The sequence below is a fragment of the Burkholderia contaminans genome (assembly GCF_029633825.1).
GTDB lineage: Bacteria > Pseudomonadota > Gammaproteobacteria > Burkholderiales > Burkholderiaceae > Burkholderia > Burkholderia contaminans.
The window spans coordinates 2782917-2798313 of record NZ_CP090640.1; the positions used below are offsets into that span (position 1 = coordinate 2782917).

Here is a 15397-nt window from a genome sequence, read left to right on the forward strand (position 1 = left end):
TGGTCGCCGCGTGCGGCTGATATTCCAGCACGAAGGGCGCTTCTGCCTGCTGGGAACACCCCGGCAGTGTTGGGTGCCCAGGGGCTCACGCCCCATCGTCGGCGCACGCCTCAACGCCAGACCCTGTACGCCTTCGCCGCCGTCAGCACGCACGATGGCGTGATTGACTCTCTGGTGCTGCCCTGGGCCAACGCTGAGACGATGCAGGTGTTCCTGGCCGAGATGGCGCGACGCCATGCCGTCGAGTTCATCATGATGGTCATGGATCAGGCGGGTTGGCACATCGCGGGTCACTTGGATGTGCCACAGAATATGCGCCTAGAGTTTCTGCCAGCCTTGAGCTGAACCCGGTCGAGCATCTGTGGAAGGTGCCGTGCCAGGATTGGTTTGCCAACACGGTGTTCAAAGAACTGGAGGCCGTACACGACGCGCTGGTGCAAGGACTCATTGCTCTCGAAACACATCAGCAAAGAACCCAGTCAATGACAGGCTTGATTGGGTTACTTCTATATCCTTGAGGGCAAATTAGTGCATCAGGCGAGCCGATAGCGCATTGCGCCGTCTTCGTCTTCTGCAGACACGATTTCCCCACGCTGGTCGAGATAGTTTAGGTGGGCGAGCGTCTCTCCGGTCGCGAGGTTGAGGTGCATTTGCTCCGCAACAATGGACGAACGGTACAGGGCGCGAACCAGGTCGATGACCCTCAGAGGCTGCGCAAGTTGTTGCCTGACGCGGTCGGTGCCTCTGACGGTGCTCGCACGCAGTTGCTCCAACCGTAGGTGCAGGCCATGGAAAGGTTCGTTGTGGGCAGGCAGAATCAGGGCGCTCCCAGGTACGCGTTGCATCAACCGGTCGATGGAATCGAGCCAACCCTGCAGAGGATTCGCATGCGGCTCGGTGGCGTACACGGAGGTATTGGAACTGATCCTGGGAAGAACCTGATCCCCCGATATCAGCAAATCCAGTTCGCGCGAGTAGAAGCACGCGTGCTCGGGGGAATGTCCTGTGCCGACGATGACTTCCCATTCCTGGTCCCCGATCCGCAACATCTGGCCATCCGTGAGCCGCACAAAGCTGTCAGGCAATGGATGGATCATTTTACCGAAGTCACCGAACCGGGTGCGGTACTCATCCACCTCGGTGTCGCTCCATCCGGCCCTCCGATAGAAGCGAACGCCATCGACTGGCGCTTCCCGCCCCGTATCGGCAAGCATCACCCGACAGCTCAAATACTCGTCTCGTGTCATCCAAAGCGCGCATTCGAAGCGACGTGTCAACCATCCCGCCATGCCCACATGATCCGGGTGCATGTGCGTCGCTATCACACGGGAGATGGGTCGGCCGGCTAGCGGCCCCTGCGGAGCGAGCAAGGCGAGCCACGCGTTCCTGACGTCCACGCTGCGAATGCCCGTGTCCACGACCGCCCAACCAGGACCGTCGCTCAATGCCCAGAGGTTGATGTGATCCAGGGAAAACGGCAGCGGCATGCGCAGCCACAGCACACCAGGCTTGATTTCCGTGGCTTGGCCAGGGAGTGGGAGATCCGAGAACGGATACGAGAGTGCCGGGGCTGCGTCGGTCATGATGCTTGATTTACATTCTGGCAGTGCTGCTCCTAATGGCGCAGAGCCATCACTCCTATGCAGTGCGAGCTCAGTTTTAGCTTAGGAAGCTTAGAAGTCAGCCTCAACGGTGGCAATGACGAATGACCTCGATAGGCTGACGGAAAGCGTCTGCTTCCTGGCGCAGCCTGTCGCTGCGCTGCCGTCGGTGCAACTGCCAGGGCTGCAAACAGTCTCTTGAGCGCACGAGAGCCTCGCTCGATGTGGGCCAAGACCCGGCAGCTATGAAGGCGCCGATCTTCTCGGTGGTCGGCTACAGCCTCGTGGCCGTGCCGGAATTGGTCGAATGCCTCTATGTAGGGTGCTGCGGGCTACGCGAGCGGGCGCGGTAGGCTCCCGGCGCGCTGCCGGTCCAGACCTTGAATGCGCGCTGGAAGGCGGTGCTGTCGGTGAAGCCCAGGTCGGCGGCGATGGCGATGAGCGAGGCTTCGCTGCTGGTTAGGCGCACGATCGCCATGTCGCGCCGCAGTTGGTCCTTCAGTGCCTGGAAGGAAGTGCCCTCGGTGGCCAGGTGCCGCTGCAACGCACTCACCGACATATGCAGGCGCTGCGCGGTGACGGGCAGGTCGGGCCATTCGGGGTTGGCCAGCTGCAGCACCATGCGGACCCGCGCGCTGGCGCTGCGCTCGTTCAGGTGCGGCCCCACCACGTTGCCCGGCGTGGCGCGCAGAAAGGACTGCAGCGCGTCCCGATCGCGCCGCACCGGCAGTTTGAAGGCGTCGGCGTCGAACCAGGCGGCCGTGCGCGGCTGCCCGAAGCACAGCGAACCGGAAAAGATGCGCCCGTAGCTCATCGCATGGAGCGGCAGCGCAAAATTGAAGTCGAATCGCTGCGGCACCAGCCGGCCGCCGTGCAGCCACAGCAACAAGCGCCAGAACACGCGCAGCAGATGTGCATGAAGGAATTCGGCATGTGCGCCCGGGCCGCCGCGCATCTCCAGCGCGAAGCCCCCCAGCGCGCCCTCGGTCACGGGCACCAGCGTCACGTCGTCCTGCAGCAGGGCGAAGGATTCGCTCAGGCGACGCAGGGCGCATGACAACGAATGGGCAGTGAACGCGCTGCGCACCATTAGCGCGAAGCTGCCCGGGCGCATGGGTCGCTCATGTAGGTAGCCCAGGCACTCGTCGTTCAGGCTGTCCTTGACAGCGATAAATAGCGCGTTGAACTGCTCCACGGTTACGCGCGAATCCTCGAGCTCCAGCAGCGATTCGCTGATGCCGGCGCGCCCCAGCACGCCCTTCAGCCATTCTTGCGTGGCCAGCCCCTTGCCGCGCGCGCCGTCCAGCAGGCCATGCACGGCAAAGATAGGAGCGGTGAAGACGGGTTGCAGCATTGCGTGTGATCGAAGGAGCCAACGCCGGTCGCGCGGGCCAAAAGAAGTTATTTGTCAGTTGATTGAGGCAATCCGCTATCGCCCTTGCAGGGGCCAATTATTACGATTGTCGCATCCCCAAAAACACTTCGGCAGTGGCGCTGTGCGGAACGCCCGGTGCGGGGTCAGAAGCCAACATACAAGGAGACATGCCCATGCTGCCACAGCTGTATCGCCACGCCTGGATGGACCACGAGATCGACGCTTTTCGCGAGCAGGTGCGTCGCTACGTTGCCGCCGAATTCACTCCCCGGCTCGACGAATGGCGCCGCCAGGGCTACATCCCGCGCGAGGTCTGGCGTCTGTTCGGCGGGATGAGCTTTCTGCTGCCCGAGATGCCCGAGACCTATGGTGGTGCCGGCGCCAGCCTCGCCTACCAGCTGGTGGTGCAGGACGAACTGGCCAAGGCCGAGATGCCGGTCAATATCGCGGTGCACACCATCGCTTCGCATTACATCCTGGACTTTGGCACCGAAGCGCAAAAGCAGCGCTGGCTGCCCAAGGTGACGAACGGCGAGATGCTGGCCGCAATCGCGATGACCGAGCCGGGCTGCGGCTCGGATCTGAAGGCCATCTCCACCCGGGCCCGGCGCGACGGCGACTACTACGTGATCGACGGCGCCAAGACCTTCATCACCAACGGCTTCACCGGAAACCTGCTGATCGTCGCGGCGCGCACCAGTGGCGCGGGCAGCAAAGGGGTGTCGCTGTTCGTACTGGAGACCGAGAACCTGCCAGGCTTTCGTGTGGGCCGCCTGCTTGAAAAGATCGGCATGCAGGCCTCGGACACGGCGGAGCTCTTCTTCGACAGCGTGCGCGTTCCAGCCGACCAACTGCTGGGGAGCGTTGAAGGACAAGGCTTTGGGCAACTGATGGGCGCGCTGCCCTACGAGCGCATGGTCATTGCAGTGCCGGCGGCGGCCGTCATCGACCGGGCGTTGGAGCTCACCATCGAATACACGAAGCAGCGCAAGATATTCGGTGCGCCTCTGTTCGACATGCAGACAACGCGCCAAAAGCTGGCCGAGATGGCGACCATCGCGCATGTGGTGCGCAGCTTCGTCAACGACTGTACACAGAGACTGCTGGACGGCACACTCGACAACGAGGCCGCCTACATGGCCAAGTGGTGGTGCACCGAACAGCAGTGCCGCGTGGTGGACGAGTGTCTCCAATTGTTCGGCGGCTACGGCTACATGGCCGAGTATCCGATCGCGCGGATGTATGCCGCTTCGCGAGTGCAGAAGATCTACGGCGGCGCCAACGAGGTCCTGAAAGACCTGGTTTCGAGGAAGCTGTGAACATGCCGCACACGCTGCAGTTGCCTCTGCACGGCGTCCGTGTGGTGGAGTTTGAGGGCATCGGTCCAGGCCCTCTGGCCGCCAGGATGCTGGTCGACATGGGCGCCGAGGTGATCGCGCTGGCACGGGCCGAGCAGGCTGCTGGGGCGCAGCGGCTGGGCGGGGCGGTGGAGAACCCGCTGCACCGCGGCAAGAAGGTCGAGGTCATCGACCTGAAGTCGCCCGGTGGCAAGGCGCGCGCACTGGAACTGATTGCCCAGGCCGACGCTCTGATCGAAGGCTTTCGCCCAAGGGTGATGGAGCGGCTGGGCTTCGGCCCCGCAGATTGCGCGGCGCTCAATCCCCGGCTGGTCTATGGCCGGATGACGGGCTGGGGCCAGGACGGGCCACTTGCCCAGGCCGCGGGCCACGACCTGAACTACGTCGCGCTGACGGGCCTGCTGTCGCTGTCGGCGCACAGGGGGCAGGCGCCCATCGTGCCGCCCTCGGTACTCGGGGACGGTGCCGGGGCGCTAGGCATGGCTTTTGGCATCGCCTGCGCGCTGGTCGATGCACGGGCCACCGGCCGTGGCCGGGTTGTGGACGCAGCCATCGTGGACATCGTGGCCATGCTGGGCACGCTGGTGCACTGGATTCGCGCCAACGGGCAGATCGACGGCGCACAGCCGAGCCCGTTCCACGATTCGCCGTTCTATGACGTGTACGTCTGCGCCGACGGCGGCTTCATCAGCCTCGGCGCGATCGAGCCGCCGTTCTACGCATTGCTGTTGTCCAAGTTGGGCCTGGCGGACGTGAACCCTGCAGACCAGTACGACACGGCGGCGTGGCCAGCGTTGAAGGAGCGCATCGCGGCCCTCATCCGCACCCAGCCCCAGGCGCACTGGTGCGCGCTGCTTGAAGGCAGCGACGCCTGCTTTGCACCCGTGCTCAGCCTGGCCGAGGCAGTGCGGCATCCGCACAACGCGGCACGGGGCATCTACCAGACCACCTCTTTCGGCGCCATCGAAGCGGCCTCGGCCCCACGGTTCCAGGCACTCAACGCAACCACCACCCAGGAGACAAAGAAATGACTGCTACCACCCACATCGTCCGCGGCTGCCCGTCCACCACGGGCAACGACCGCCAGCTCAACACCACGACGCTGATCCGGCACGCCGCGCGCACCCATGGGGACCAGGAGATCGTCTACCGCACACCCGATGGCGGCTGGGATCGCTACACCTACGCGGACTGCTACGCGCGCATCTGCCGCAGCGCCAATGCACTGCGCGCGCTCGGTGTCGAGCCCGGCGACCGGGTCGGCATCCTGGACTGGAACAGCCGACGTCACTTCGAGCTGTACTGGTCTATTCCCGGCCTGGGTGCTGTCATGTTGCAGATGAATCTGCGCCTGGGCCCAGAGGACCTGGGCTACGTGGTCGACCACAGCAAGGTGTCCTACGTTTGCGTAGACGAGTCATTGCTACCCCTTGCCGAATCCGTCGCAGCGAATTCGCCCCAGATCAAGGGCTGGATTGTCATGACCGACAAGCCGCTGGACCAGATCAAGACCACGCTGAAACCGCTGCTGCACTACGAAGACCTGCTGGCCGCCGCCGACACGAAGATCGACTGGCCCGAGATCGACGAAACCTCGGCCTACAGCGCCTGCTATACCACCGGCACCACAGGCAAGCCCAAGGGCGTGTACTACTCGCACCGCGGCATCTATCTGCACTCCACGGCCATGGCCACCAATCTGGGCATGACGCTGGACGACTGCGTCATGCTCATCACGCCCATGTTCCACGGGCAGTGCTGGGGCCTGCCACAGGCCGCCACGCTGCTGGCCGACAAGATCGTGCTGCCGGGCCGCTACGCTGCCGAAGACACCAAGCCGCTGGTTGACGCCATGATCGCTGAGGGTGTGACCATCACCAACGGCGCACCGGCCATCTTCCAGCCCATGCTGCAGTACATCGAGACGATGCAGGTCAAGCCGGACTTCAGCCGCATGCGCATGCTGTCTGGCGCCTCCGAGCCGCCGCTGTCGATGATGATCGGTTTCTACGACCTCACGGGTGCTGAGGTGGTGCACGCCTACGGCGCCACCGAAGCCACGACGCTGGTGACGATGAACCGCCTCAAGTCCACGCTCAAGAAGCGCTTGACCGAGGAAGAGAAGTGGAACCTCAAGCGCAAGCAGGGTCTGGTGCTGACCGGGGTGGATATTCGCATCCTCGATGCCGACGACAAGGACTTGCCGCACGACGGAAAGTCAGCGGGCGAGATTTGCGTGCGCGGCCCCTGGATCACGGCCAGATACCACGACATGCCTGATTCCGCAGACCGTTTCCTGGAAGGCGGCTGGTGGCGCTCGGGCGATGTCGGAACGGTGGACGAGAACGGTTACCTCAAAGTTACCGACCGCATCAAGGACGTGATCAAGAGCGGCGGCGAATGGATTTCTTCCATCGACATGGAAAACCTGCTCATGGGCCACCCCGCCGTGCGCGACGCCGCCGTGGTCGGCGTTCCGCATTCGAAGTGGCAGGAACGGCCGCTGGCCCTGGTGGTGCTCAAGCCCGACCAGCAGGCGACCCAGGAACAACTGAAGGAGTACCTGGGCAGCGCCTTCGCCAAGTGGCAGTGGCCGGATCAGGTCCTGTTCGTCGAAGCCATCCCCAAGACCAGCGTCGGCAAGCTCGACAAGAAGCGCATCCGCGCCGAGCATGCGGGCCGCTACGCCGAGTGAGCCAACCTTTTGAACCAGGAGAACAACATGAATGACCATGAACCCGTCATCGTCGGTGCGCTGCGCACCCCCGTGGGCAAGCGCGGCGGGCGCTTGCAGAAATGGCATCCCGTCGATTTGTTGGGCGAGACGCTGCGCCAACTGGTCGAGCACTCCGGCATCAACCCGGCCGATCTGGACGATGTGATCGTCGGCTGCGTGCTGCAGTGGGACCAGCAGCACGGCAACCTGGGCCGTCATGCCGTATTGGCGGCGGGGCTGCCCGAATCCGTGCCGGCGGTGACGGTCGATCGGCAATGCGGGTCGGGCCAGCAGGCGGTGAGCTTTGCCGTGCATGGCATCCGGGCGGGCGCTTACCAACTGGTCATCGGTGCCGGGGTCGAGTCGATGTCGCAGGCCCCCATGCCGCCGTCGTTCAAGCCCGGCGCGCCGCTGGGCTCGCAATACAGCCCGAGCGAACTGGCGCGCTACCAGGACAACCCGCTGATACCGCAGGGCGCTTCCTCGGAGTTGATGAACAAGCGCTTCGGTCTCACGCGCGAGGCCTTGGATGCCTTCGCCGTGCGTAGCCATCGGCGGGCCACCGAGGCCTCGCAGGCTGGCCGCGTCAGGGATCAACTGGTGCGGCTGACCGAGGATCCGGCCGATCCGGACAGCCCGATCGTCGCCGCCGACGAGGGCGTGCGCGCGGACCCCAACCCCGAGAAGATGGCCACGCTGAAAGGCGTGTTTGCCGCCGACGGCGCCACCACGGCCGCCAACTCATCGCAGATCAGCGACGGTGCCGCCGCGCTGCTGATCGCCAGCCGTGCCTACGCCAAGCAATACGGCCTGAAGCCGCGTGCGCGCTTCGTCAGCACCGCCGTGGCAGCCGCCGACCCGGTGATCCAGTTCACCGCCGTGCTCGACGCCACCCGCAAGGCACTGAAGGAATCGGGTCTGACCCTCGACGATATCGATCTGTTCGAAGTCAACGAGGCCTTCGGCGGCGTGCCGCTGATGTTTCAGCAGGAGTTCGGCATCCTGGACGACCGCCTCAACGTCAACGGCGGCTCGATAGCCATCGGCCATCCGCTGGGCTCTACCGGCGCGCGCATGCTCACTGACCTGCTGTGCGAGCTGGAGCGCCGGGGCGGCCGCTATGGCCTGCAGACGATTTGCGAGGCCTCGGGCACGGCCAACACCACCATCATCGAGCGGCTTGGATGAGCGGGGCCACCATGAGCGAAGCCAGCGAAGTGCTCGTCAGCCGCGATGGCGCCATCGCCACCTTGACCATCAACCGCCCGCGCGCGAAGAACAGCTTGAACCGCGCGGTATTCGATGGCCTGCGTGCGCAGCTTGTGCAACTGCGCGACGACGATACCGTGCGCGCGGTCATCATCACCGGCGCCGAGGGCGTGTTCTGCGCCGGGGCCGACATCACGGCCTTCGATGCGCTGCGCGCCGAGCCACTGCTGGGCGATCGTGCGGCAGCAGGCGGCCACTTTTGGTCGGAACTGGAGCGCTTCCCCAAGCCCGTCATCGCAGCGGTGGAAAAGCTCGCGCTGGGCGGCGGCACAGAATTAGCGCTGGCCTGCGACATCGCGATCGCTGGCGAGTCCGCCAATTTCGGTGTGCCGGAAGTCAAGCTGGGCGCCATTCCGGGTGCCGGGGGCACGCAGCGCCTGATCCACGCTATCGGTAAGTCCAAGGCCATGGCCCTGTTGCTGACCGGCGATTTCATCGACGCCCGCAAGGCTTGCGATGCAGGCATGGTCGCCGAAGTGACGGCTGATGGCCAGGCCCTGCCGACGGCGTTGGCGATGGCCAACCGGATTGCAGCCAATTCGCCGCTGGCCGTGGCGCTGGCGAAAGATGCGGCACTGGCCAGCTTTGAGACTCCGCTCGCGCAAGGCCTGGAGCATGAGAAGCGCAATTTCCTCGTCGCTTTGCGTTCGGCCGACAACCTGGAAGGGCAAGCGGCATTCCTAGGCAAGCGCACACCCAACTTTACCGGCCAATAACGCCTGTTTCTCACCCATCGAGGAAAAACCATGCAACTGAACTCCGACATCTCTGCCGTCATCACCGGGGGCGCTTCCGGCCTGGGAGCCGCCACGGCCCGGCGTTTGGCCAGCCATGGCGTCAAAGTCGCCATCTTCGACATGAACGAAACCTTCGGCCAGGCGTTGGCTAGCGAACTCGGCGGCGTTTACTGCAATGTGGACGTGATGTCCGAGGAGCAGGTGGACGCCGCCTTCGCCAAGGCCCGCGCGGCCATTGGGCAGGAACGCATTCTGGTCAACTGCGCCGGCACTGCCGATGCCGTCAAGACTGTCAGCCGCGACAAGAAAACCGGCGAAATCCGCCCATGCGCGGCAGATCGTTTCAATCGCATCATTCAGATCAACCTGGTGGGCACCTTCCGCTGCATCGCCAAGTCAGCTGCGGGCATGTTGACGCTCGCGCCGCTGGCCGATGGCGACCGCGGCGCCATCGTCAACACTGCTTCGGCCGCCGCGCAGGACGGCCAGGTCGGCCAGGCCAGCTATGCGGCCAGCAAGGCAGCCATCGTGGGCATGACCCTGCCAATCGCGCGCGACATGATGGACGAAGGGATCCGGATCAACACCATCATGCCGGGGATCTTCGGTACACCGTTGCTGCTGGGTCTGCCGGACAACGTCAAACAGGCGCTGGCGGCCAGCGTGCCCTTCCCCAAGCGTTTAGGCGACCCCGATGAATTCGCGCAGGCCGTCGAGTTTCTCGTTACTTGCGGCTACATGAATGCCGAGTCCATTCGTGTGGATGGTGCCATTCGCATGGCGCCGCGCTGACGCTGAAATTTTGATCAATCAGGGAACGTCAGCATGCCTGGAAATCCGGTAATTCTCGAAAAGAATGGTGCCGTCGCGACCATAACACTCAACTCGCCAAAAAAAATGAATGCGTTGAGCACGTCGGTCGTAAACGTGCTCGCTGGTGTCATTGCAGATGTCGAACGCGATGGCTCGATTCGAGCTTTGCTGCTGCGCGGCGAGGGCCGGATGTTCAGTTGCGGAGGCGACATCGAAGAAATGGTGGCCGCAGGCGATGCGTTGTCTACCTTGGTCGATGACGAACTGAGAGTGGCCGAAAGCATGATTCCTCAATTCGCCAGCCTGCCGTTCCCGGTAGTCTGCGCCGTACAAGGCGCGGTAGCCGGAGGCCGGAGGCGGTCTCGGGCTTGCCTTGGCCTCTGACTACCTGATTGCCGCAAGTGGGACGAAGTTTGTGGCGGCCCATACCGGCCTCGGATACGCGGGGGATTTCGGCATCAGCTGGCTACTTCCACGCGCAGTGGGTGGACGACGCGCACGAGACATGATCTTGACCAATCGCGTAGTCAGTTCGGACGAGGCCTTGGCCTGGGGATTGGTCGAGAAAGTGGTTCCTGGCGAGAGCCTGCTGGGCGAAGCGCGGCGTATGGCGGTGCAATTTTCGGTCGGACCAACGCAAGGTTATGCGGGCGCCAAGCGCCTGCAACTCGCTGCCTTCGAGAGTGATCTGGCGACCTCATTGAGGCTGGAGGCGGCCGAAATGAATCGAGCCTCGAAAACCACAGATTCGCTGGAAGCGGTTCACGCGTTCGTCGCAAAGCGAGTCCCGCAGTTTGCCGGACGCTGAACGGCTGTAGACGCATCCGGTCGGTAGGTGCTCAATCGCTGCTGGCGTCAGGTAACGGATAAACCCTGCTGCCGTCGGATTTGCCAGGATAGGGTGCCACCATGTACCTGCCCAGAAATCAGCATGCCGAGTCGTTGTTCGATGACCGGCGTCCATGGCACCAAGCTGAACCCCATACCATCATCGAGCATGGCAAAGCGGCCACTGGCGAGCATGAGGCTGCGCCGGTAGATGCCGGTCACGCGCTGGCCATCGGCCGCCAGACGGTGTTCCAGCCCGGTTTCGGTGGCAATATCCTTGGCAGCCCGAATCACATCCCGATCGCGTAGTGTCGCCAATAGATTGCGCGCGAGGATTACGCGCTGCCCGCGCCGCTCTGCCAGCCCCTGTTCGGCCAGGAATTCGGCGCGCTGCTGCATCGCCTGGTTGACCTCGCTGCCAAAGCCCAGGTTGCCCAGGCCCGAGCCGCCGCCGATCAACTGCTGGTCGAGCCAGGTGGCTCCGATCACGCGGGCCTGCCGCTCGATGGGCAGGTGCGATTTCAGCTCCACCGCCACGCCGCCCAGGCGCTGCGCATCGTAGCGACGGCCCTGCTCGGGCAAGTCGTCCGGCACCTTCCATAGCCCCTCGGCCACCCGTTCCACGATACCGGCACGGCGCAAGGCTTCCAGCCGGCGGACGTGGGACGCGACCACTTCCGGCGGATCGCGGCCGGGCACGGCCTGACCCTGCGCGATGGCAAGGTGGTGGTCGGTGCGGTACAGGCCATCGCTCGCCAACGCGGCGATGTTCTTGTCGGCCGCGCGCACGTCAGCCGATCTCCTTGCCTCCACCACGGCGCCGGTCGGATAGTTCGCCAGCTCGTCGCGGGCGTTGAGCGCAACGTAGTGGGCCTTGCCGTCCACGCCGTCGATGACCAGATAGCCCCGGTCGTGCAGTTCGTCGGCCAGCCCCTTCGCGGCCACGCGGCCGAGGATGGTTCGGCCATCGTCCCCAGGCTCGAACACCGCCAGTTCGCGTGGCTCGCCGCGCATGGCCCGCTGCATGGTGCGGATGATGTCGCCGCGCTCGCCCAGGGCGCGCAGGGTCTTTTCCGCATCGTTGTGGACGGTCCACGTGCCGGGCTGGGCCTCGTCGGCCAGGCCCAGGCGCTGCAAACGCTGCAACCTGCCGATCAGCAGCAGACGCTGGCGTTGCAGTCGGGGTTCGTTGAGCCGTTCGACATGCACCATGCCATCGTCGCCGGCCTCGCGCTTCAAGGTGCGATCCAGGCTCGTCCACCGCTCCTGATCCACCTCGCGCCGCAAGGTCTGCTGGATCTCCAGCTCGGTGCGCGGCCCCAGCCATTCGGTCGCCAGTTCGGCGGCGCGATGGCGGAACCCATCGGCGATGTAGTCGCCCGCGATGATGAGGTCTTTGCCGGTGTCGTCGCGCCCGCGCACGACGATGTGCGTGTGCGGGTTGTCGGTGTTCCAGTGATTGACGGCCACCCAATCGAGGCCCGTGCCAAGGTCGGCCTCCATGCGACCCATGAGGTGCCGGGTATAGGTGCGCAGGTCTTCCAGCTCCGCGCCATCTTCGGGCGAAAGGATAAAGCGGAAGTGATGCCGGTCGTCGGCGCAGCGTTCCTTGAACGCATCGAGGTCGGCGGCATCGGTCTGCGGCCCGTAGGCTTGGCCCGACTCGCCATCGCGGCCCACACCATCGCGCTCGATATAGCGCAGGTGCTTGGCAAGCGACTGCGGGCTGGCTCGGTGCTGATTGAGCAGCAGCGTCTTGATGGTCACACGCCGCGACATGGACGTGAGCTTCGCCCCCGCGAAGCGCGCCGCCGTGTGGCCGCGTCCCAAGCGTGAGCCGGGCCGCTGGCCGGAGCCGGCACTCTTGCTACTGCCACCAGGACGGCGCACCGAGGACTTACCGCCGCTGGCCTTGCCCGCCTGCTTGAGTACCTTGGAGACGAAGCTCTGGCCCCGGTTCTTCGGGGCGCTGGGACGGATGCGGAAATCGTCGTCGCGGCGGTCGGTCATGGCTGTGCTCCTTGCAAGTTCTGGCGTGTCCGGGCGTGCGAAGCACGCGGACATGCCCGCATCGGCGCGGGCTTCGCGCCCCACGCGGCACGGTGGCGAAGCCGCTGCGTGTCGCGCCACCCCCATGTGCAGACTGGCTTTGCGGGCCGACAGGTGCCGCACCCTTTTGTCTTGCCTTCCGCATTTGCCTCTCGCATCCGCTCCCGGCAACTGCGGCCCGGTGGCAAGGCTGCACCAGCAGCCAGCGCACCGGCGAACACGGCGATGGCCGCAGGCCAGCCGTGTTCGAGGCAAGACGCCTGCACGTGGGACGGCTGCGCCGGAGGCAGCGCGAAGTGCCGCGCGGATGCGCTCGCACTGCACGCACGACGACACCGCGACAGCAGCCCGAACGACACGCCCAATAGCACGACGATGCGCAGCGAATCGGCGGCCGTCATGGGCGCGACTCCAACCAGACCGGACGCGCAACGCCGATCACGGCGGCTGCGCTGACCGGCCCGAAATACCGGCTGTCGAACGACGCCGGATTGGTGACACTGAGCAGGAACAGCTCGCCAGGCCGAAGGCGGTGGCACTGCTGCCAGGATGGCAGCGGCCGGCCCCAGCGGTCGGCAGACAGCACGGCGGCCGAAGGCACGCCGTCGATAAGGACTCTGCCGTCGGCGATACACACCTCCTGCGGCGCCACCGCGCCCACGCGCTTGAGCAACGGGATGCGCGTCGGCAGGTAGCCGCGCTGCGCAGCGAGCGCGGCAGCCTCGGCAGGCAGCGGCACCAGCACGATGCTGCCCACGGACAAAGGATGTGGCGGCGAGCTGGTGCGATGGTCGAGCGGATCGACGCGATACCAACCGACCGCCACGCTGTCGGACGGGTTGTAGGTCAGGCGCGGCAGTGGATGCACGAAGGACGCCCAGGCCAGCGCAGCGAGGCCGCAGACGGACAGGCCCGCCAGCACGATGCGAGCGCGCAGGCGCGAGCGAGGATGCGTGACAGCAGTGGAAACAGAAATCGTGGTCATGACAGCGCTCTCCCGGCCAGCCAGGCGGCGTGCCGCTCGGCGCTGTATTCGGGCAACTGCAGGCGCGCCGCGAGCCGGTTGCCCAGCGTGCGCCAGTACGCGGGCGAAGCGCCAGCAGGCACGATGCCCAGCGCCTCGATGGCGTCGATGCGTGCCAGCACCGCACGCACCGACTGCTCACCCTCGGCGTGCAGCAACAGGCGCGCGCCTGGCTGCACGCCGGGGATGCGCTGCGCGCCATCCATCGACATGCACGCCTGCATCACCATGAGCTGCCAGCGGATCGTGCCGTAGTCGTTGGCCTGCCAACGGATGCGGCAGAGAACCGCATTCGGAGTGAACACCGCGCAGCGGCGCCAGCGATCCAACCGGATGATGTGAGCAGGATCACCGAAGCGCAGGTAGAGGTCGAAGCGTTGGTCGATGTATGCGAGCGCAACGCGCGTCAGCGGCACGCCGTCGGCCACGCCGACAGGCGGGATGGACGGCGGTGCCGATGCAGTCGAAGTCGTTGAGGCGGACGTGTTCATGAGGACTTCTCCGGGAATTCGCGCTCCAGCAGCGCGCGCAGCAGATCGGCCACCGTCACGCCTAGCGTGAAGGCCGATACCTTGATGCGCGCCCGCATGGCGGGCGTGATGTCGAGGGTCAGGCGAGCTGTGTAGAGGTCGCCTTTCTGGAGGTCATCGGCGCTGCCCTGGCGAATCCACGCCTCAGCGTGCGGATTCGCGGGCGGACGCGCGCCGATACCGACGCGCTTTGCCGTGCGCTTGCTGGCGGGACTGCTCATGACGGCCACCGCAGCAGTTCATCGACCAGCGCGGTGATTTCGCGCGCGGCGGCGCTGTCTGGCGCCGTCTCGCGTGCAAGCCGGCCGGCGGCCACGCTGTCGGCGAACACGATGCGCTGATGCACTTCCGCGCGCAGCGCAGGAAGCGGCTGCTCGGCCAGCGCGCCGCGGGCCTCGCGTCCGATCACGGTGGTGCTCACGCGCCGGTTGATGACGAAGGCCGCGCGCAGCGCAGGCCGGAACACCTGCGCCTCACGGATCAGCGCCACCATCTCGGCGCTGGCCCACAGGTCGTAGGGGCTGGGCTGCACCGGGATCAGCACCCGCTCGGCCGCCAGCAGCGCGGAGCGCGCCAAGGCAGCGATCCTGGGTGGCCCGTCGATGACGACATGATCGGCCCGCCTGGCGAGTTCTGGTGCTTCCTGATGCAGCGTTTCGCGTGCGAGGCCCACGGCGCTGAACAGCCTTGGCAAACCTTGCTGGCTGCGGCGCTGTGTCCAGTCCAGCGCGGAGCCCTGTGGATCGGCATCCAGCAGGATGACCGACTGCCCGCGCATCGCCAGCTCGCCGGCGATGTGGGTGGCGAGCGTGGTCTTGCCCACGCCGCCTTTTTGGTTCAGCAGCGCGACGATCATGGCCTGGCCCTCCGCGTTGGAAAGCCTGGCTGTTGCAGCTGGATTTCGGGCAGCGTGGTGGTTGTCCACCGTGGCGCGGCGCTTCTACTATCAGTTAGATGTTTTAAGTTAGGGAAGTTAAGGGAGGCCGAAACCCGCGCCAGCATTGGCTTTGCGGCCGATGGACACGCCTGATAGCACGATAGTCCCACGCCTGATAGCACGACACCGGGCACGCCTGATAGCACGAGTCCGTCCACAG

General features: G+C 65.3%; 16 protein-coding genes. 9 read left to right on the forward strand and 7 right to left on the reverse strand.

What is annotated here, in order from left to right:
• Positions 1–66 precede the first annotated feature (66 nt).
• Positions 67–345 carry a transposase gene (locus tag LXE91_RS12915; RefSeq protein WP_012436224.1) on the forward strand — a complete coding sequence of 93 codons (279 nt, stop codon included), beginning with the start codon at positions 67–69 and terminating at the stop codon, positions 343–345.
• A 188-nt stretch (positions 346–533) separates the two neighbouring features.
• On the opposite strand, the gene LXE91_RS12920 is transcribed toward LXE91_RS12915, so the two are convergent.
• Positions 534–1583 carry an MBL fold metallo-hydrolase gene (locus tag LXE91_RS12920; RefSeq protein WP_012436223.1) on the reverse strand — a complete coding sequence of 350 codons (1050 nt, stop codon included), beginning with the start codon at positions 1581–1583 and terminating at the stop codon, positions 534–536.
• Positions 1584–1914: 331 nt separating this feature from the next.
• Positions 1915–2955: an AraC family transcriptional regulator gene (locus tag LXE91_RS12925; protein WP_027015141.1), complete on the reverse strand. Its 1041-nt coding sequence runs from the start codon at positions 2953–2955 to the stop codon at positions 1915–1917.
• A 194-nt stretch (positions 2956–3149) separates the two neighbouring features.
• Between LXE91_RS12925 and LXE91_RS12930 the strand changes: the two genes are divergently transcribed.
• Genes LXE91_RS12930 through LXE91_RS12965 form a run of 8 tightly spaced genes read left to right on the forward strand, consistent with a single transcriptional unit; the run spans position 3150 to position 10677 of the window.
• Positions 3150–4295 carry an acyl-CoA dehydrogenase family protein gene (locus tag LXE91_RS12930; protein WP_035479518.1) on the forward strand — a complete coding sequence of 382 codons (1146 nt, stop codon included), beginning with the start codon at positions 3150–3152 and terminating at the stop codon, positions 4293–4295.
• Between the two features lie 2 nt (positions 4296–4297).
• Complete coding sequence (locus LXE91_RS12935; RefSeq protein WP_027015142.1) at positions 4298–5365, forward strand: CaiB/BaiF CoA transferase family protein; 1068 nt, start codon at positions 4298–4300, stop codon at positions 5363–5365.
• The gene (locus LXE91_RS12940; protein ID WP_035479516.1) at positions 5362–7029 is read left to right on the forward strand and encodes a long-chain fatty acid--CoA ligase; all 1668 of its coding nucleotides are present in this window, start codon (positions 5362–5364) and stop codon (positions 7027–7029) included. The genes LXE91_RS12935 and LXE91_RS12940 overlap by 4 nt, the downstream gene beginning before the upstream one ends.
• Positions 7030–7056: 27 nt before the next feature.
• A complete protein-coding gene (locus tag LXE91_RS12945) occupies positions 7057–8238 on the forward strand; it encodes a thiolase family protein (RefSeq protein ID WP_035479512.1) in 1182 nt (393 codons plus the stop codon).
• A gap of 11 nt (positions 8239–8249) precedes the next feature.
• The gene (locus tag LXE91_RS12950) at positions 8250–9035 is read left to right on the forward strand and encodes an enoyl-CoA hydratase/isomerase family protein (protein ID WP_027015145.1); all 786 of its coding nucleotides are present in this window, start codon (positions 8250–8252) and stop codon (positions 9033–9035) included.
• 30 nt (positions 9036–9065) lie between these two features.
• Positions 9066–9848, forward strand: coding sequence for an SDR family NAD(P)-dependent oxidoreductase (locus LXE91_RS12955; protein ID WP_035479509.1), 783 nt, complete (start codon positions 9066–9068; stop codon positions 9846–9848).
• 33 nt (positions 9849–9881) lie between these two features.
• The gene (locus LXE91_RS12960) at positions 9882–10253 is read left to right on the forward strand and encodes an enoyl-CoA hydratase/isomerase family protein (protein WP_230965136.1); all 372 of its coding nucleotides are present in this window, start codon (positions 9882–9884) and stop codon (positions 10251–10253) included.
• Positions 10243–10677 (forward strand): enoyl-CoA hydratase/isomerase family protein, encoded by a 435-nt coding sequence (locus LXE91_RS12965; RefSeq protein WP_230965135.1) that lies wholly within the window; start codon positions 10243–10245, stop codon positions 10675–10677. Before LXE91_RS12960 ends, LXE91_RS12965 begins: the two co-directional genes overlap by 11 nt.
• 47 nt (positions 10678–10724) lie before the next feature.
• On the opposite strand, the gene LXE91_RS12970 is transcribed toward LXE91_RS12965, so the two are convergent.
• From LXE91_RS12970 to parA, 5 genes are all read right to left on the reverse strand, one after another.
• Positions 10725–12707, reverse strand: a complete 1983-nt coding sequence (locus LXE91_RS12970; RefSeq protein ID WP_046543666.1) for a relaxase/mobilization nuclease domain-containing protein — start codon at positions 12705–12707, stop codon at positions 10725–10727.
• Between the two features lie 436 nt (positions 12708–13143).
• A complete protein-coding gene (locus LXE91_RS12975) occupies positions 13144–13731 on the reverse strand; it encodes a S26 family signal peptidase (RefSeq protein ID WP_012436213.1) in 588 nt (195 codons plus the stop codon).
• Complete coding sequence (locus tag LXE91_RS12980; RefSeq protein WP_012436212.1) at positions 13728–14261, reverse strand: DUF2840 domain-containing protein; 534 nt, start codon at positions 14259–14261, stop codon at positions 13728–13730. Before LXE91_RS12980 ends, LXE91_RS12975 begins: the two co-directional genes overlap by 4 nt.
• Complete coding sequence (locus tag LXE91_RS12985) at positions 14258–14521, reverse strand: hypothetical protein (RefSeq protein ID WP_012436211.1); 264 nt, start codon at positions 14519–14521, stop codon at positions 14258–14260. Before LXE91_RS12985 ends, LXE91_RS12980 begins: the two co-directional genes overlap by 4 nt.
• Complete coding sequence (parA, locus tag LXE91_RS12990; protein ID WP_003056189.1) at positions 14518–15156, reverse strand: ParA family partition ATPase; 639 nt, start codon at positions 15154–15156, stop codon at positions 14518–14520. Before parA ends, LXE91_RS12985 begins: the two co-directional genes overlap by 4 nt.
• Between the last annotated feature and the right edge of the window lie 241 nt (positions 15157–15397).